This window comes from Pedobacter cryoconitis (genome assembly GCF_014207135.1).
Taxonomy (GTDB): Bacteria; Bacteroidota; Bacteroidia; order Sphingobacteriales; family Sphingobacteriaceae; genus Pedobacter; species Pedobacter cryoconitis_D.
This window is the reverse complement of the sequence record NZ_JACHCC010000007.1, coordinates 49,677-66,317: the sequence shown is the minus strand read 5'-3', so window position 1 is coordinate 66,317 and position 16,641 is coordinate 49,677. Positions and strand designations below refer to the sequence as shown.

The 16,641-nt window shown below is 39.9% G+C and carries 17 protein-coding genes; 11 read left to right on the top strand and 6 right to left on the bottom strand.

Annotated elements, in window-relative coordinates; genetic code table 11:
- The first annotated feature begins 86 nt into the window (after positions 1 to 86).
- The 3 genes from hxlB (at position 87) to HDF25_RS13910 (ending at position 1,881) form a co-directional block, all read left to right on the top strand.
- The gene (hxlB, locus tag HDF25_RS13920; protein ID WP_184625696.1) at positions 87 to 665 is read left to right on the top strand and encodes a 6-phospho-3-hexuloisomerase; all 579 of its coding nucleotides are present in this window, start codon (positions 87 to 89) and stop codon (positions 663 to 665) included.
- Positions 666 to 705: 40 nt separating this feature from the next.
- Complete coding sequence (hxlA, locus tag HDF25_RS13915) at positions 706 to 1,338, top strand: 3-hexulose-6-phosphate synthase (protein WP_184625694.1); 633 nt, start codon at positions 706 to 708, stop codon at positions 1,336 to 1,338.
- A 171-nt stretch (positions 1,339 to 1,509) separates the two neighbouring features.
- A complete protein-coding gene (locus tag HDF25_RS13910; RefSeq protein WP_184625692.1) occupies positions 1,510 to 1,881 on the top strand; it encodes a response regulator transcription factor in 372 nt (123 codons plus the stop codon).
- 38 nt (positions 1,882 to 1,919) lie between these two features.
- Here HDF25_RS13910 and lpxB read toward each other — a convergent pair whose 3' ends face one another.
- From lpxB to surE, 3 genes are read right to left on the bottom strand one after another with little or no spacing between them, the layout of a single operon-like run.
- Positions 1,920 to 3,029 (bottom strand): lipid-A-disaccharide synthase, encoded by a 1,110-nt coding sequence (lpxB, locus tag HDF25_RS13905; RefSeq protein ID WP_184625690.1) that lies wholly within the window; start codon positions 3,027 to 3,029, stop codon positions 1,920 to 1,922.
- Positions 3,026 to 3,295, bottom strand: coding sequence for a stationary phase survival protein SurE (locus HDF25_RS13900; protein ID WP_184625688.1), 270 nt, complete (start codon positions 3,293 to 3,295; stop codon positions 3,026 to 3,028). The genes lpxB and HDF25_RS13900 overlap by 4 nt, the downstream gene beginning before the upstream one ends.
- On the bottom strand, positions 3,288 to 4,067 hold the full coding sequence (gene surE / locus HDF25_RS13895) for a 5'/3'-nucleotidase SurE (RefSeq protein WP_184625686.1): 780 nt from the start codon (positions 4,065 to 4,067) through the stop codon (positions 3,288 to 3,290). The genes HDF25_RS13900 and surE overlap by 8 nt, the downstream gene beginning before the upstream one ends.
- An 83-nt stretch (positions 4,068 to 4,150) precedes the next feature.
- Here surE and HDF25_RS13890 point away from each other — a divergent pair, with 83 nt between their 5' ends.
- Positions 4,151 to 7,084 carry a M16 family metallopeptidase gene (locus HDF25_RS13890; protein ID WP_184625684.1) on the top strand — a complete coding sequence of 978 codons (2,934 nt, stop codon included), beginning with the start codon at positions 4,151 to 4,153 and terminating at the stop codon, positions 7,082 to 7,084.
- A 75-nt stretch (positions 7,085 to 7,159) separates the two neighbouring features.
- Here HDF25_RS13890 and HDF25_RS13885 read toward each other — a convergent pair whose 3' ends face one another.
- Entirely contained in the window at positions 7,160 to 7,345 is a 186-nt protein-coding gene (locus HDF25_RS13885; RefSeq protein ID WP_184625682.1) for a CsbD family protein, read from the bottom strand.
- 76 nt (positions 7,346 to 7,421) lie between these two features.
- On the bottom strand, positions 7,422 to 9,317 hold the full coding sequence (gene acs, locus HDF25_RS13880) for an acetate--CoA ligase (RefSeq protein WP_184625680.1): 1,896 nt from the start codon (positions 9,315 to 9,317) through the stop codon (positions 7,422 to 7,424).
- A gap of 293 nt (positions 9,318 to 9,610) precedes the next feature.
- On the opposite strand from acs, the gene rpmB reads away from it, so the two are divergent.
- From rpmB to HDF25_RS13845, 7 genes are all read left to right on the top strand, one after another.
- Positions 9,611 to 9,844, top strand: coding sequence for a 50S ribosomal protein L28 (rpmB, locus tag HDF25_RS13875; RefSeq protein WP_041887249.1), 234 nt, complete (start codon positions 9,611 to 9,613; stop codon positions 9,842 to 9,844).
- 38 nt (positions 9,845 to 9,882) lie between these two features.
- Positions 9,883 to 10,065: a 50S ribosomal protein L33 gene (gene rpmG, locus HDF25_RS13870; protein WP_008242799.1), complete on the top strand. Its 183-nt coding sequence runs from the start codon at positions 9,883 to 9,885 to the stop codon at positions 10,063 to 10,065.
- 23 nt (positions 10,066 to 10,088) lie between these two features.
- On the top strand, positions 10,089 to 10,244 hold the full coding sequence (locus HDF25_RS13865; RefSeq protein ID WP_184625678.1) for a DUF4295 domain-containing protein: 156 nt from the start codon (positions 10,089 to 10,091) through the stop codon (positions 10,242 to 10,244).
- A 73-nt stretch (positions 10,245 to 10,317) separates the two neighbouring features.
- Positions 10,318 to 11,280: a signal recognition particle-docking protein FtsY gene (gene ftsY, locus HDF25_RS13860; protein ID WP_184625676.1), complete on the top strand. Its 963-nt coding sequence runs from the start codon at positions 10,318 to 10,320 to the stop codon at positions 11,278 to 11,280.
- 33 nt (positions 11,281 to 11,313) lie between these two features.
- Positions 11,314 to 12,648, top strand: coding sequence for a 30S ribosomal protein S12 methylthiotransferase RimO (rimO, locus tag HDF25_RS13855; RefSeq protein ID WP_184625674.1), 1,335 nt, complete (start codon positions 11,314 to 11,316; stop codon positions 12,646 to 12,648).
- A gap of 46 nt (positions 12,649 to 12,694) precedes the next feature.
- Positions 12,695 to 14,281 (top strand): bacillithiol biosynthesis cysteine-adding enzyme BshC, encoded by a 1,587-nt coding sequence (gene bshC, locus HDF25_RS13850; protein ID WP_184625672.1) that lies wholly within the window; start codon positions 12,695 to 12,697, stop codon positions 14,279 to 14,281.
- A gap of 9 nt (positions 14,282 to 14,290) precedes the next feature.
- Positions 14,291 to 15,373 carry an Ldh family oxidoreductase gene (locus tag HDF25_RS13845; RefSeq protein ID WP_184625670.1) on the top strand — a complete coding sequence of 361 codons (1,083 nt, stop codon included), beginning with the start codon at positions 14,291 to 14,293 and terminating at the stop codon, positions 15,371 to 15,373.
- Positions 15,374 to 15,442: 69 nt separating this feature from the next.
- Here HDF25_RS13845 and lepB read toward each other — a convergent pair whose 3' ends face one another.
- Positions 15,443 to 16,639, bottom strand: a complete 1,197-nt coding sequence (lepB, locus tag HDF25_RS13840) for a signal peptidase I (RefSeq protein WP_184625668.1) — start codon at positions 16,637 to 16,639, stop codon at positions 15,443 to 15,445.
- Positions 16,640 to 16,641: the final 2 nt, after the last annotated feature.

The following is a 16,641-nucleotide window of genomic DNA, read 5'->3' as shown; positions in this document are numbered from 1 at the left end:
GGTTTCCAAATAATCCCACACTATGCGCATATAGTATAACGTTCCCACAATTTGCTCAAACTACCTTTGGTGCAGACAAAAAACCAATGAATAACACAGATCAGAATGCCATCGGCTTAAAAGCTAATCTCGAATTGATTTTAGCAGAAAATAACAGAATCGCAGCCAACATAGATTTTAATCAGCTGGCAACAGCAATTCCTTATCTTCTTGGGGCAAAACGGATTTTTGTTACTGGTGCGGGACGTACAGGCCTGGCTTTAAAAGCTGCTGCCATGCGAATGATGCACTTCGGGTTTACGGTATATGTTGCAGGAGAAACTACTACACCAGCAATAAAAAAAGGAGATCTGCTAATTGCAGCTTCAGGATCAGGTTCCACAGGAACCATCGTCAAGGCAGCAGAAAAAGCCGTATCTGCAGGTGCCGGGGTGGTTGTCTTTTCTACCACAACCAATTCTCCGTTAGCCAGACTGGCTAGCCAGGTTATACTTATTCCTGCCGCGCAGAAAGAAGATCATGGAAAAACTATTTCGGCACAATATGCAGGAAGCCTGTTTGAACAATCCCTGCTCCTGCTGACTGATGCTATTTTTCAAACGATGATGGCCGCTGAGAACACTCCCGCTGAAGAACTCTGGGAAAGACATGCCAATCTGGAATAACCAATTGAATATTAGAACACATTAAATAAAAAACAAATACATGGCAAAATTACAAGTAGCAATAGACTTATTAACGACAGCAGCAGCCCTGGCCTTAACTGCTAAAATCGCTCCTTATATTGATATTATTGAACTGGGTACCCCATTAATTAAGAATGAAGGGATCAAGGTAGTTACTGCAATGAAACAGGCACATCCAGATAAACTGGTGTTTGCAGATTTAAAAACTATGGATGCCGGAGAGCTGGAGGCTGATATCGCTTTTAAAGCAGGTGCAGATTTAGTAACTGTTCTGGGGGCCGCAGGTGATGCAACTATCGCAGGTGCAATCAAAGCAGGAAAAGCACATGGCAAAGGAGTAGTAGTTGACACTATTGGCGTAGCAGACCGCGTGAAACGTGCCCGGGAAGTAACAAGCTTAGGTGCAGCATTTGTAGAGCTACATGCAGGACTGGATGAACAATGGACAGAAGGATATTCTATTCAGGTTTTAATTGATGAAGCAGCCCGCGCAGGAGTACCAGTTTCGGTAGCTGGTGGTGTAAATATTAAAAATATCACCGCAGTCATTCAGGCAGGGGCGATTGTAGCCGTTGCTGGTGCAGCCATATATGGTGCTGAAGATCCGGCAGCAGCCGCAAAAGCATTACGCGATGCTATAGATGCAGCTTAATTATCTTTAAAACTATTCCAGAGGGCATTTCAGAATATGGGATGCCTTTTTTTTTAAACGAATAAGTTTTACACACAAGAATGTAATGTTTAATCTCTCCGGCTATATTGGAGATATTGTGGAACACTATTTGATAAGAATTAAACAAATAAATAGCTAACATAATTAATTATGACCAAAAGGATACACGTACTGGAAGATGACAGTGATATCAGGTATATCATTGAGTATTTATTAAAGGATGAGGGTTATGAACTGCAGCTTTCTTCGTCAGTCAGCGAGCTGAAAAGCAAACTACGGGACTCTTTACCTGATCTCTTTATTATCGATGTAATGTTACCTGATGGAAACGGAATCGAAATCTGTGATGACCTGAAAAATGATATGTTCACCAAACACATCCCGGTTATTGTGATGTCAGCGAATCCAAGAAGCAAACAAATGAGCACGCAGGCTTGTGCTGATGATTATATCAGTAAGCCATTTGACCTGGATGATGTGGTCAAAAGGATCAATAATCTTTTGGTAAAAAAAACCGCTTGAATTTAGCATAAAGCCTGCCTTCAAAATAAGACAGGCATTTATTTCTTTTGCATATATTGCAGGATCAACGCAGCCGTTCTGGCTGAAGCACCGGGTTTCCCCATTATTTCTGCCAAATCTTTATAGTCATTCAGCATCTTTTCTCTCCACGGCCCTTCAATCAGCCTGGCCAGATTTTCCGCTATATTTATCGTATTACAATCTTCCTGAATCAGCTCCGTAACAACTTCTGAATTCATAATCAGATTGACTAATGATATAAATTTGATTTTAACCAGCATTCTGGCAATTGCAATAGAAATTGTACCTCCTTTATAAACTACTACCTGAGGGACATGGAATAAAGCCGTTTCCAGGGTTGCCGTACCGGAGGCAACTATAGCAGCGGTAGCAATATGAAGCAGGTCATAAGTTTGCCCAAAAACAAGTTTCACATTTTTTGCCCCGATAAACTGCTGATAATAAACCACTGGAAAACCGGGAGCAGCAGCAACGACGAACTGCTGATCTGGAAATTCTTCAGTAACACTCAGCATGGCTGGCAAAAGCCGCTCTATTTCCTGTTTACGGCTACCTGGCAATAATGCGATTACCTGCCCACTATTCAACCCCTGTTTTTCACAGAAATCAATATCGGGTACAAAAGAAGCTTTCTCATCCAGCAAAGGATTACCTACGTAATCCACCTCCATCCCCCACTCTCTATAGAAATCAACTTCAAATGGGAGGATACAAAACAGGTGATCAACGATCTTTTTAATTTTCAGGACCCGCTTCTGATTCCAGGCCCATACTTTCGGAGAGATATAATAGCATACGCTGAGTCCCTGCTCTTTCGCAAAATCAGCTATTTTCAAATTGAACCCCGGAAAGTCTATCAGAATCAGTACATCCGGCGAATAGTTCAGGATATCGTTTTTACAGGTTTTCAGATTCCGGAATATCGTCCTGAGATTGAGCACAACTTCTGTAAATCCCATAAATGCCATTTCAGCATAATGTTTCGCCAGATGTCCCCCCTCGGCCTTCATTTTATCGCCACCAAAATATCTGAATTCAGCTTCGGGGTCCTGATCTTTCAGTGCCTTCATCAAATTGGCACCATGGAGATCTCCCGACGCTTCGCCTGCTACCAGATAGTACTTCATGACTGTGACATTTTATAAAAAAAGAATAAGAAACCCCAGATAAAGGTAGCACTCAGAATTCCCCTTCCGGTATTTTCTTTATTGACTTTAAAAAAATATTTTAATAGCAGTGCATTCACTGCGATACAACCAATCAGTAACAGATCAGCCTTTGCCAGAAAAGATACAGTATGCATTATAAACCACACTATAGAAACCAGTATTCCGGGAAGGACAAGCCCGATTCCGAAGCCTGTCCAAACACTATTTTTAATATTTTTAATCATTAAACGTCCATGAATTTAATATTGGGATAGCATGATGCGCGGTTAGATCAAACTGCACCGGTACAACCGATACGAAACCATTATCCAAAGCCCATACGTCTGTATCTTCTCCTTTGTCATTATTCTGGAACACTCCGGTTAACCAGTAATACGGACGTCCGTAAGGATCTTTTCTTTCATCAAATTCTTCTGCCCACTTTGCATTTGCCTGACGGCAGATTTTAATTCCTTTAAGCTCTTCTCCCTTTGGAAAATTCACGTTTAACAAAGTGGCCTGCGGCAAACCATGATCGAGTACCTGACGGGCTATAATCTTAACAAATTTAAGACAATGGCTAAAATCAGCTTCTTCAGAAAAATCATCCAAAGAAAATCCAATCGAAGGAATACCTTCAATAGCTCCTTCTACAGCAGCAGACATCGTACCTGAATAAATTACATTGATTGAATTGTTCAGTCCGTGGTTGATCCCCGAAACGCAGAGATCTGGTTTTTTACCTTTAAATATTTTGTTAACGGCCAGTTTCACACAATCTACCGGTGTACCTGAACATTTATACATTTCAACACCTTCATAGAGATCTACACGATCAAAACGCAGTGGTTTTCCAATCGTAATTGCATGTCCCATTCCTGATTGCGGTCCATCTGGTGCAACCACTACGACATTACCTAATTCCTTAACTGCTTCAATCAGATTCCTGATTCCCGGTGCAGTTACACCATCATCATTTACTACTAAAATATTGGGTCTGGATTGCTCTTTCTTCATGGAGGTAAAAGTACAAGATTATGGGACAAAAAATGCCAGAAATTCCTATTTCAAAAAGTATATTTGAACATAACTTATTAAACATGAAAAAAAAAATACTTATTTTCTCCTGCTTTATTCTGGCAGGATCATCCCTCATGGCACAGGTGGGATACCAGTGGAAGACTGCCTCTTCCGGTGGCTATAGCTATAAATATGTGACCAATGACCCCACTAAATCGCGCTTTTATACTTTACCAAACGGCTTGACAGTTATCCTTTCGGAAAATGCTAAAGAACCGAGCATTGAATACCGTATGGCTGTAAGAGCAGGTAGTAATACAGATCCGCGTACTTCTACAGGACTGGCACATTACCTGGAGCATCTGTTATTTAAGGGAACTGATCGTTTTGGAACCCTGGATTATGCTAAAGAAAAACCTCTGTTAGATAAAATAGAGGCCCTCTATGAAAAATATCATGCAACTACCGATCCTGTTAAACGGAAAGAAATATATGCGCAGATTGATAAAACATCGGGTGAAGCTTCAAATTATTCGATAGCGAATGAATACGATAAAATGATGAAATCAATTGGTGGACAATCTACCAATGCACATACCTGGTATGAAGAAACAGTTTATAATGAAGACCTTCCTTCTAATGCAGTAGATAAATTCCTTGCCTTACAGGCAGAACGTTTCCGCAATCCGGTATTCCGTATTTTTCATACAGAGCTGGAGGCAGTTTATGAGGAAAAAAACAGAGGCCTGGATAATGACTCCTGGAAAGTCAGTGAAAGAATGAATGCCTTGTTATATCCAACCCATAACTATGGACAACAAACCACTATTGGTACCATTGAACATTTAAAAAATCCCTCTCTGGTAGAAATCCGCAAGTATTATAACAAATATTATGTGCCGAATAATATGGCTATTGTATTATCAGGTGATTTCAAATCGGATGAAATGATCCAGAAAGTGGCTAAGTCATTTGCTTATATGAAAGCCAAACCGCTCGAATTATACAACCCTGCACCGGAAAAACCACTAACCAGAATTCAGACTGCTGATATTAATGGTCCAAGTGCGGAGACTGTAAAAATCGGTTATAGAGGTTATGCTGAAAATACAAAGGAAAGTATGGTGCTTGACCTGATCTCCAGCATCCTTTCAAATGGTAAAGCCGGATTAATGGATATTAATCTAAACAAACAGCAAAAAGTACTGAGTGCATATGCCAGTTACCAGCAGATGAAAGACTATGGGACTTTTACGCTGTCTGCCCAGCCTAAACAAGGTCAGACGCTTGACCAGGCTAAGCAACTGTTACTCGATCAGATTGCTCTGATCAGAAGTGGTAATTTTGACGAAAGTCTGATCAAAGCTACAGTAGCAAACAGTAAACTGAGTCTGCTGGAATCATTTGATAAGAATAATTTCCGGGTAGAAGCGGTGACTAATGAATTTATCTTAAACCGGGCAACTAAATGGGATAAATCACTGAGCAACCCTGATGACATGGCCAAAATCAACAAGAAAGAGGTTGTTGATTTCGCAAACAAATTTTTCAAGGATGACTATGTAGTCATTTTAAAACATAAAGGCGAAGACAAGAGCATTCAAAAAGTAGAGAAACCAGCAATCACTCCTGTTAAAACAAATACAAACGAAACGTCTGTCTTCACTAAAAATCTGCTGGCTGCCCCCACCAAACCTATTGAAGCCAGATTCCTGGATTACCAGAAAGATCTGAATTTTGGAAAAACCGGCATTGCTGATGTGGTAACAGTCCAAAACAAAGAAAATAGCATATTCAAACTCACCTATCGTTTTGATATGGGAGCCTGGAATTCTAAACTATTACCTTACGCAGCGAGATATCTTACTTTCCTGAGTACTGATAAATATACTGCAGAAGAAATCAGCAAGCAGTTCTACAATATCGCCTGTAACTATTCCTTTTCCGTAAGAAACGATGTGACGACAATTGAAATCAGCGGATTGCAGGAAAATTTCGATCAGGCTGTAAGTTTAACAGAACACATCTTCGCCAACTGCAAAGCCAATGAAGAAGCTTTAAAAGAGATGAAAAGCAGTATTCTTAAATCAAGAGAAAATACAAAGCTGAACAAAAGTGCTATTCTTTCAGGCCTGATGAACTATGCACAATTCGGTCCTAAAAATCCAACGAATTTTGTACTTTCAAACGAAGAGTTACAGCAAATGACTTCCTCACAATTGCTGGATATCCTGCATCATATCAATACATATAAACACGCTGTTAATTATTATGGGCCTGAAACACCGGAAACTTTCACTAAACATATCGCGAAAGTACACGTATTGCCTCAGTCATTTACTGAAGCTGCCCCGGCCCAGCATTTCACTTATACAGATAATAAAGACAACCAGGTATACTTTGCCAACTATGACATGGTACAGTCAGAAATTCGCTGGATAAGAAATAACGGAGTCTATAACCCTTCAGAAACGCCTAAAGTCAATTTGTTTAACAGCTATTTTGGTGGCGGTATGGGATCTATTGTTTTCCAGACTATCAGAGAGTCTAAAGCATTGGCTTATTCGACATTTGCATTTTATGTAACGCCTGACAAAAAAGAGAAAGACAATGCCATGATGGCCTATGTAGGTAGCCAGGCTGATAAAATGAATGATGCAGTTGGTGCGATGAATGAGCTGCTCAATGTTTTACCTGAATCGGATAAAAACTTTGAATCTTCGAAATCTAATTCTTTAAATGCGCTGGTGACTTCAAGAATTACAAAAAATGATATCATCAATCACTATTATGCAGATCAGAGACTGGGTCTTGACCACGATTCAAGAATTGATGAATATAAAGGTATTCAGCCTCTGACATTTGCAGATATTAAATCTTTCCACACCAATAATGTGGCGAATAAACCTTACAACTATTGTATTGTAGCATCCGACAAAAAGGTAAAAGCTGATGATATGCAAAAATTCGGCAAACTTAACACCCTTACCTTAGAGCAAATATTTGGTTACTAATCCTTCGGGATAATTCTTTACAGAAAAGGCCTCTTCGGATATGAACCCGAAGAGGCCTTTCTCATATTAATAAGCTTAAAGAGATTTTAACCAGGTAATTACTTCATCACGGGTTTTACCTGTTTTCTGTTGTAATTTACCATAAAGCTCATCTTCCTTACCTTCTTCATGTTTTAAATCATCTTCAGTAAGTTCAGCATATGCTTGTTTAACTTTTCCCTTTAACTCGTTCCATTTTCCTTTTAACTCTAAACTGTCCATAGTATCCGTTTTAAATAAATAATTGTTCAGGTTAAGAACAGCCGGTTTTTAAAATTGTTTTCAGGAATTGCACTCCTTATAGTTGTTGAGCCGCCGCAATAATCTCATCTACCACTGCCGGGTCAAGCAAAGTACTGGTATCACCCAGACTGGTTGTTTCTCCTTCAGCAATTTTACGAAGGATTCTGCGCATGATTTTTCCCGATCGTGTTTTAGGTAATCCGGACACGAATAATATCTTATCTGGTTTAGCTATCGCACCAATTACACGGGTTACAGTTTGCAGAATATCTTTCTTGGTTAGCTCTGGTTCATCATGAATTTTCGGATAAATCACGAAGGCATATATTCCCTGTCCTTTAACTTCATGCGGAAAACCGACTACCGCGCTTTCTACTACACCCGCATGCATATTAATTGCATTTTCTACTTCAGCTGTACCAATTCTATGTCCCGAAACATTAATTACATCATCTACCCTTCCGGTAATTTTGTAATACCCGTTTTCATCCCGCATACATCCATCACCTGTAAAGTAAAGCTCAGGGTAGGTAGAAAAATAAGTTTGTTTACAACGTTCATGATCACCATAAGTCGTTCTTAACATACCAGGCCATGGAAATTTAATACACAGATTACCATTTACGCCATTTCCTTCTATCTCTTTTCCCTGCTCATCTACCAGTAGGGGCTGAACTCCAGGTAAAGGTAAAGTTGCACAGGCTGGTTTTAACGGAGTTACAAAGGCAATTGGTGAAATCATCAATCCGCCGGTTTCCGTCTGCCACCAGGTATCGACAATAGGGCATTTTTTATGTCCTACTTCTTCATCAAACCAGTGCCATGCTTCTTCATTAATAGGTTCTCCTACCGATCCAAGCACACGCAGAGAACTCATATCTATCCCGTTTAGTGGCTCTGTTCCAAAACTCATCAGCGAACGGATTGCCGTTGGCGCAGTATATAGAATGTTAACCTTATGTTTTTCTACAATTTCCCAGAATCTTGAAGGCGTAGGATAAGTGGGGATACCTTCAAATATAAGTGTGGTTGCCCCTTGAGAAAGCGGGCCATATACGATATAAGAGTGACCTGTAATCCAGCCGATATCCGCGGTGCAGAAAAACACTTCACCCGGTTGATAATTGAATGCATTAGAGAAAGTGTATCCGGCATAAACCATATATCCGCCTACTGTATGCACAACACCTTTTGGTTTCCCGGTAGAACCCGAAGTATATAAGATGAACAGCATATCTTCAGCATCCATTTCTTCAGCCGGACAAACTGTATCTACCAGTTTAATCTCATCTTCGTACCACAGATCACGTCCTTTTAACATAGAAACAGGTGTTCTTGTATGCGTTAATACAATCACTTTTTCTACAGTAGGGCACCCGATCAGTGCATCATCTATTACTTCTTTAAGCTGAATCTGTTTGTTTCCACGGAAAGACCCATCAGCAGTGATAACCAGTTTACAGGCAGAGTCATTGATTCTGTCTGCGATAGATTTCGCAGAGAAACCACCGAATATGACTGAATGCACTGCTCCAATACGGGCACATGCTAATACAGCGATAGCCAGCTCAGGCACCATTGGCATATAAATACAAATACGATCACCTTTTTTAACACCATTTTTCTTCAGCACGTTGGCAAAACGACATACCTGCTCATGAAGAATTTTGTAGGTTAAGGTTACACTTGGCTTTTCCGGATCATTTGATTCCCAGATGATCGCTGGTTTATCACCATTTTTTTCAAGGTGACGGTCAAGGCAATTTTCGGTAATATTCAACTTTGCGCCTTCGAACCATTTAATCTTCGGTTCAGTGAAATTCCAGGATAATACCTTATCCCATTTCTTTTTCCATAGAAAATTCTCGGCTATTCCTGCCCAAAACTCCTCTGGATGATCAACACTGAACTTGTAGGTTTCTTCGTACTCGGCTAAAGATTTGATTTGCATAATATATTTGGGGATTTTTTAAGCTAATATAAATTATTTGAAGATGATATAAATATTCTTAGTACAAAATATATGTACATTGTTAATTACATTAAGGGGCATCAGGCCAATGAATCCCCTGATATTCGCATTTCTGAGGTATTTGTGTATCTTTGTCCGGAGAGGAGCAGGAGAGAATCTGTAAAATTTGAAAAATAATCGCATGGACTCTTGATCGTTACAAATATTTTCGTGATATTTGCACACTCTTAAAAAATTAAGCGAAGAACAATTTAACAATATATATTAAAGGCATGTCTAGAGTTTGTGATTTAACCGGAAAAAAGGCTATGAGTGGTTTTAATGTTTCTCACTCAAACGTTAAAACTAAACGTAAGTTTTATCCCAACTTACAACTTCAGAAATTTTATATTCCTGATGAAGACCGTTGGATAACACTGAAAGTTTCTACTTCAGCTATCAAAACCATCAATAAAGTTGGTATTACTGAAGCTATTAACCGTTTCGTAAAAAAAGGATTTTTGTAAAAACATTGTTGATGTGAATCAACTAAATTATTAATAAAATGGCAAAAAAAGGTAACAGAGTACAAGTTATTCTAGAATGTACAGAGCATAAAACTAGCGGCATGCCTGGTATGTCTAGATATATCTCTACAAAAAACCGTAAAAATACAACTGAGAGATTAGAATTGAAAAAATTCAATCCTGTATTGAAGAAAGTAACTGTACATAAAGAAATTAAGTAATACATTTCCAATCTATTTAGATCATGGCAAAAAAGGTAGTTGCAACCCTTAAAACGGGTAAAGGTAAAGAATATTCAAAAGTTATTACGATGACTAAATCACCAAAATCTGGTGCTTATTCTTTTAAAGAAGTTATCGTTCATAACGATCACGTTAAAGATGCTATTGAAGGCAAGTAATTTTAATATTTAATGATATTAAAGCCGTCCCTATATTCATGGGAGGGCTTTTTTTGTTTTCATCTACATTTCTATGGGACTATTCGATTTTTTCAAGAAAAAGGAAACTGCTCCTGAAGCTCAGGAAGTATTAAACAAGGGTTTAGAGAAAACTAAAACTGGGTTTCTTAACAAAATCACCAAAGCTGTTGCAGGAAAATCAACCGTTGATGACGATGTTCTGGACAATCTGGAGGAAGTACTCGTTACGTCGGATGTCGGCGTTACGACTACACTGAAAATCATCGAAAGGATTCAGGACAGAGTGGCAAAAGACAAATATTTGTCCACTTCCGAATTGAATCTGATTCTCCGGGATGAGATCCAGCTTTTGCTGGCTGAAAATAACAGTAATGATTTCCGCAATTTCGAATACGGAGACCATAAACCTTATGTGATCATGGTGGTTGGTGTAAATGGTGTAGGTAAAACGACTACCATTGGCAAGCTTGCCCATAAACTTAAAGCCGAAGGGTTAAAAGTTGTATTGGGTGCAGCAGATACTTTCAGAGCTGCTGCCGTTGAACAGATCAAGTTATGGGGTGAACGCATTGGTGTCAGGGTTGTTGCCCAGGCTATGGGTTCCGATCCTGCTTCAGTAGCTTTTGACACGATACAGTCTGCTGTAGCAAACGGAGAAGACGTAGTCATTATTGATACTGCAGGAAGACTGCATAACAAAATCGGGTTAATGAATGAGCTTGGTAAAATTAAGAAAGTGATGGAAAAGGTAATTCCTAATGCACCACATGAAATTTTACTGGTACTGGACGGATCAACCGGACAAAATGCATTTGAGCAGTGTAAACAATTTACAGAAGCAACGGATGTAAACGCATTGGCGATTACTAAATTGGACGGAACAGCTAAAGGTGGCGTAGTGATTGGTATTTCTGATCAGTTTAAAATCCCTGTTAAATACATCGGGGTAGGTGAAGGTGTGAATGACCTTCAATTATTTGATAAAAAAGCTTTTGTTGACGGCCTCTTTAAATAAGATTTCCGCGCTGAGCATATATATACATACAAGATGAACACAAAAACAACTTCTAAAATTATCCCAGTTAAAAAACCAAAAATCAATGTAATTACCTTGGGTTGTTCCAAAAATATTTACGATTCTGAGGTTTTGATGGGTCAATTAAGAGGGAATAGCTTAAATGTAGTTCATGAGGCTAACGAAATCAATAAGGACGATATTATTGTAATCAATACCTGCGGCTTCATTGACAATGCAAAACAGGAGTCTATTGATACTATCCTTCAGTACAGCCAGTTAAAAGAGGAAGGTAAAATCAGCAAGGTAATTGTAACCGGATGTCTTTCTGAACGTTATAAACCAGAGCTGGAATCAGAGATCAAAAACGTTGACGCCTTTTTCGGGACTAACGACTTACAAAATATACTACATTCATTAGGTGCAAATTATAAGCATGAACTGATTGGAGAAAGACTACTGACTACTCCTTCACATTTTGCTTATTTCAAAATTGCAGAAGGCTGTAACCGCCCCTGCTCTTTCTGTGCAATTCCATTAATGCGTGGTAAACACGTATCTACTGAAATGGAAGCTTTGGTTAAAGAAGCTAAAATATTAGCAGCAAACGGAACTAAAGAACTGATTCTTATTGCGCAGGACCTGACTTATTACGGGCTGGATATTTACGGTAAACGTAATCTGGATGAATTATTAAGACGTCTTTCGGACATTAATGGTATTGAATGGATCAGGTTGCAATACGCCTATCCTTCGGGATTCCCTATGGAAATCCTGGATGCCATGAACGAAAGAGAGAATATCTGCAAATATCTGGATATGCCTTTACAGCATATTACAGACAATATGCTAAAATCGATGCGTCGTGGAATCACCAAACAGAAGACTATCGACATCGTCAATCAGATCAGGGATAAAGTTCCTGGAATTGCTATGCGTACGACATTAATCTGTGGTTACCCGGGCGAAACTGAAAAAGACTTTGAAGAGATGCTGCGTTGGGTTGAAGATACGCGTTTCGACAGATTAGGTTGTTTCACATACTCACACGAGGAGAAAACACATGCACACAATCTGGTGGATGATGTACCTGATGAAGTAAAACAGGAACGTGTCGATGCGATCATGGAGCTTCAACAGGGAATTTCTTATGAAATTAATCAGGAAAAAGTAGGCCAAACCTACAAGGTACTGGTAGACCGTAAAGAAGGTGATTTCTTTATTGGCCGTACTGAATTTGACTCTCCAGAGGTTGATAATGAGGTTTTAATCGATGCAAACACAGGCTATGCAGCTAACGGTAGTTTTGTAAATGTAGCTATCGATCGTGCAGAAGATTTTGATCTATATGGACAAATTGTAAAATAATATTGCAGTGTGCTGAATTATGGTTTAATAACTTAATTTCGTAGCAATGCAGGCTAAGTATATCTCCTATCAGCAAACACATGCTTTTTCATCAGTAGTCCTGGATTACATAGATGGGAAAGATAACCTGGAGTCTTTTTACAAGTACTCCCCTACTACGGAAGGCTTTAAGAAAGCTATTGAAGACCGGAAGTATTCCGGTGACCGGAGTTTACTGGTTCGCAGTCTGCAAAAGCAGTACCTGCATATTCAGCCTTCTGCTTTAGTCAAAGAAAATATCAACTTATTAGCTGATGACCGCACGTTTACCATTACAACGGGTCATCAGCTTAATATATTTACAGGCCCACTGTATTTTATCTATAAGATTGTAACAGCAATCAAACTGGCGGCCGATCTCAAAAAAAGTTTTCCTGATTATAACTTCATACCTGTCTATTGGATGGCAACAGAAGACCATGATTTTGAAGAAATCAATCATGTGAAAGTAGAGGACAAGCTCCTGACCTGGAAAAAAAATGCGGCAGGTGCTACCGGAAGATTAAACACATCCGATATAACAGATGCACTGACAGCTTACAAAGGTTATCTTGGCATTAGTGAAAACGGTACTGAATTCTCCAAAGCAATTGAAAAAGCCTATACCTCGAATCAGACACTGGCTAATGCTACGCGTGAGCTGGTAGATGCTTTATTTGGTAAAAAGGGTCTGGTTTGTATAGACGCGGATGATTCAGCCCTAAAAACCCAGTTTGCTGATATTATCTATCAGGATATTACAGCTCAGAACAGTTTTACCCAAATCAATGCCAGCAGTGCTGCCCTGGAGTCAAAGGGCTATAAACCACAGGTAAATCCAAGAGAGATTAATTTCTTCTATATGGATGACCAGCTGCGTGAACGTATCGTAGAAGAAGATAACCTTTATAAGGTACTCAATACGGACATCAGCTTTACCAGAGAGGCTTTAAAACAAGAAATAGATACCCATCCCGAGCGCTTCAGTCCAAACGTAGTTATGCGTCCGGTTTATCAGGAGCTGATCCTTCCGAACCTGGCTTATATCGGAGGTGGCGCAGAAGTGACCTACTGGCTCCAGTTAAAGGCCAATTTTGATTTTTACAAAGTTTTTTATCCTGTCCTGATCTTAAGGAACTCGGCATTGGTCATTGACGACAGAAGCGCAAGAAAAATGCAGATTCTTGACATTAGTCCGATCACCCTGTTTAATAGTGATGAACAACTAAAAAACCAATGGATTAAGGCCCACGTGGGTGATTCGCTTTGTCTGGATGACGAACAACGTGCTATAAGAGCTATTTTTGACCAGATCAAATTAAACTCTTATAAGATTGATAAAACTTTATCTATGTCGGCTGAAGGCGCCAAAACGAAAGCCCTGAAACTGGTTACCAATCTGGAGAAAAAACTTTTACGTGCAGAAAAACGTAAACATACAACTTCATTACAGCAGATTGATGCCTTGAAAAACAAACTATTTCCATCGGGAGTATTACAGGAACGTGTATTAAATATCGCTCCGATGTATGTACTTTACGGGGAAGATTTTATTGAAAGCCTATTGTCCGCATTCAAACCGCTTGATTATAAATTTACGGTATTATACGCTTAACCGATCCAGATGACTTTTTATACTTTTACGGAAACACGTTTACGGAATTTCACCAGAAGTGTCTTTTTAAAAATGGGTTGTCCTTCCGCAGATGCGGATTTAGCCACAGATGTATTACTACGCTCTGATCTCAGAGGGATAGATTCTCATGGTGTAGCCCGCCTCAGCGGATATATCCGTCTTTGGGAAAAAGAACGGATCAATGCCACTCCAAACATTACCATAGTCCACGAAACCCCTACAACTGCAACCATAGACGGAGATGCAGGTCTTGGTCTTGTGGTGGCCCCTTTTGCGATGAAAGTGGCGATGGAAAAAGCGGCTGTATATGGCAGTGGATGGGTAGCCGTCAAAAACTCAAATCATTTTGGAATTGCAGGTTATCATGCATTGATGGCTGTCGAAAAAGATATGATTGGCATCAGTATGACTAATGCAAGTCCGCTGGTTGCCCCTACCTATGCAAATGAAAGGTTATTAGGGACCAACCCGATGTGTTATGCCTTCCCGGCAGGAAAATACCCTCCGGTAGTCGTAGATATGGCTACCGCAGCAGCAGCTAATGGTAAACTTGAAATTGCACAAAGAGCAAATCAACCTATTCCTGAAGGCTGGGCCCAGGATCAGGATGGCAATGGATCTACTGATCCTAATGCTTTAAAAAACGGGGGTTCATTACTTCCTTTAGGCAGCGATAAAGATCACGGGAGTCATAAAGGCTACGGATTGAGTGCAACAGTTGATATTCTGACTGCGGTTCTCTCGGGTGCTAATTATGGGCCCTGGGTTCCTCCTTTTGTCGCCTTCCTTGAACCGTCGAAAAATCCTGTAGGCGAAGGCCTGGGACATTTCTTTGGCGCGATGCGGATTGATGGGTTCCGTCCCGCAGCCGACTTCAAAGCTCACCTCGATAACTGGATTGAACGCTTTAAAAGTGCTAAAACCATAGACCCTTCCAAAAGCGTAATTATTCCCGGAGAACCTGAATATGCTTTTGAGCAGGAACGTAAAGTGTCGGGAATACCATTGGTAGAAGCAGTGGTCAACGACCTGAATGAACTGGCCGACAAACTCCGGATTGACAGACTATAACATAAAAAAAGAGGTAAACAGTTTATAAACTGTTTACCTCTTTTTTTATTCCGGAAAATCCGGCGGGATCTAATGAATACCCCTAAACAAACGGTTCCATCTGATTTTACTAAAGAAAGATCCGTTAGTATCGTAACTCATCCAGATAAACAATGCTTTACCAACCACATGATCTTCAGGAACAAAACCCCAGTAACGGGAATCCAGTGAATTATGTCTGTTATCGCCCATCATCCAGTAATAGTCCATTTTGAAAGTATAACTATCGGTTTTGACTCCGTTAATCTTCCATCCACCAGCAACTTTTTCCAGTTTATTACCTTCATAGATAGTAATAGCACGCTGATATAAAGGCATCGACGCGCTGTCCAGTTTGACTGTCCATCCTTTTTTAGGTATCTGAACCGGCCCCCAGTTGTCCGCATTCCATTTTCTGTTTGGATCCTGAGGAAAAACATTTGGTTCAGCTGCACCAGGTACGGCAGTACGTGTATTTACAGCAGCTACAAAGTCTAATTTTTTAACCTTCTCCATCATTTCAGGGGTACCTACAAAATTGTAGCTATCCTGAGAAATTGCACTGATATCCCTGTCTATCACAAAACCCATCTCTTCGAAAACCTGGAAATTCACATCGCTGGTCTTGAACTTCACCAGATAATCGATCTGTCCGGTGTTTTTCATTGGTTCAGGTTTTCCATTGATCGAAACCAGTCCGTTTGACATACTCAGAATATCACCGCTGATACCGATACAACGTTTGATATAGTTTTCTCTCTTATCTACCGGTCTGCTGACAATCGTATACTGGTTATGAACAGCCTGTCTGCCTACCGAACGGACCATATCATAGTAATCCCTGTCCTGCGCTTCCAGAGCTACCGTATCTCCATCAGGAAAATTAAAAACGACTACATCATTTCTTTTAATATCCTGCATTCCCGGTAATCTGCGGTATTTCCACTGTATTCCATCATAATATGCCTTTGTACCAGTAATTGGCATCGTATGGTGTGCGAAAGGAAAAGCAACTGGTGTCATGGGTATCCTCGCACCATAGTTTACCTTACTCACAAAAAGGAAATCACCAATTAATAGTGATCTCTCCATCGAACCAGTAGGAATCGTATAAGCCTCGATAAAGAATACGCGGATAACAGTAGCAGCAATTACAGCAAAGACAACAGCATCAAACCATTCCCTGCTTTTGGTTTTCTTCTTTTTAGGCGCAGTATCTTTATTCTTTTGCCAGAACTTCCAATTCATAT

Bases quoted from the DNA above. Each gene is read 5' to 3' on its own strand.
- HDF25_RS13845 (WP_184625670.1), top strand. From the start codon at position 14,291: ATGACTTTTTATACTTTTACGGAAACACGTTTACGGAATTTCACCAGA.
- rpmB (WP_041887249.1), top strand. From the start codon at position 9,611: ATGTCTAGAGTTTGTGATTTAACCGGAAAAAAGGCTATGAGTGGTTTT.
- HDF25_RS13910 (WP_184625692.1), top strand. From the start codon at position 1,510: ATGACCAAAAGGATACACGTACTGGAAGATGACAGTGATATCAGGTAT.
- HDF25_RS13885 (WP_184625682.1), bottom strand. From the start codon at position 7,345: ATGGACAGTTTAGAGTTAAAAGGAAAATGGAACGAGTTAAAGGGAAAA.
- lepB (WP_184625668.1), bottom strand. From the start codon at position 16,639: ATGAATTGGAAGTTCTGGCAAAAGAATAAAGATACTGCGCCTAAAAAG.
- hxlA (WP_184625694.1), top strand. From the start codon at position 706: ATGGCAAAATTACAAGTAGCAATAGACTTATTAACGACAGCAGCAGCC.
- acs (WP_184625680.1), bottom strand. From the start codon at position 9,317: ATGCAAATCAAATCTTTAGCCGAGTACGAAGAAACCTACAAGTTCAGT.
- surE (WP_184625686.1), bottom strand. From the start codon at position 4,067: ATGAAGAAAGAGCAATCCAGACCCAATATTTTAGTAGTAAATGATGAT.
- HDF25_RS13900 (WP_184625688.1), bottom strand. From the start codon at position 3,295: ATGATTAAAAATATTAAAAATAGTGTTTGGACAGGCTTCGGAATCGGG.
- rimO (WP_184625674.1), top strand. From the start codon at position 11,314: ATGAACACAAAAACAACTTCTAAAATTATCCCAGTTAAAAAACCAAAA.
- lpxB (WP_184625690.1), bottom strand. From the start codon at position 3,029: ATGAAGTACTATCTGGTAGCAGGCGAAGCGTCGGGAGATCTCCATGGT.
- rpmG (WP_008242799.1), top strand. From the start codon at position 9,883: ATGGCAAAAAAAGGTAACAGAGTACAAGTTATTCTAGAATGTACAGAG.
- hxlB (WP_184625696.1), top strand. From the start codon at position 87: ATGAATAACACAGATCAGAATGCCATCGGCTTAAAAGCTAATCTCGAA.
- HDF25_RS13890 (WP_184625684.1), top strand. From the start codon at position 4,151: ATGAAAAAAAAAATACTTATTTTCTCCTGCTTTATTCTGGCAGGATCA.
- bshC (WP_184625672.1), top strand. From the start codon at position 12,695: ATGCAGGCTAAGTATATCTCCTATCAGCAAACACATGCTTTTTCATCA.
- HDF25_RS13865 (WP_184625678.1), top strand. From the start codon at position 10,089: ATGGCAAAAAAGGTAGTTGCAACCCTTAAAACGGGTAAAGGTAAAGAA.
- ftsY (WP_184625676.1), top strand. From the start codon at position 10,318: ATGGGACTATTCGATTTTTTCAAGAAAAAGGAAACTGCTCCTGAAGCT.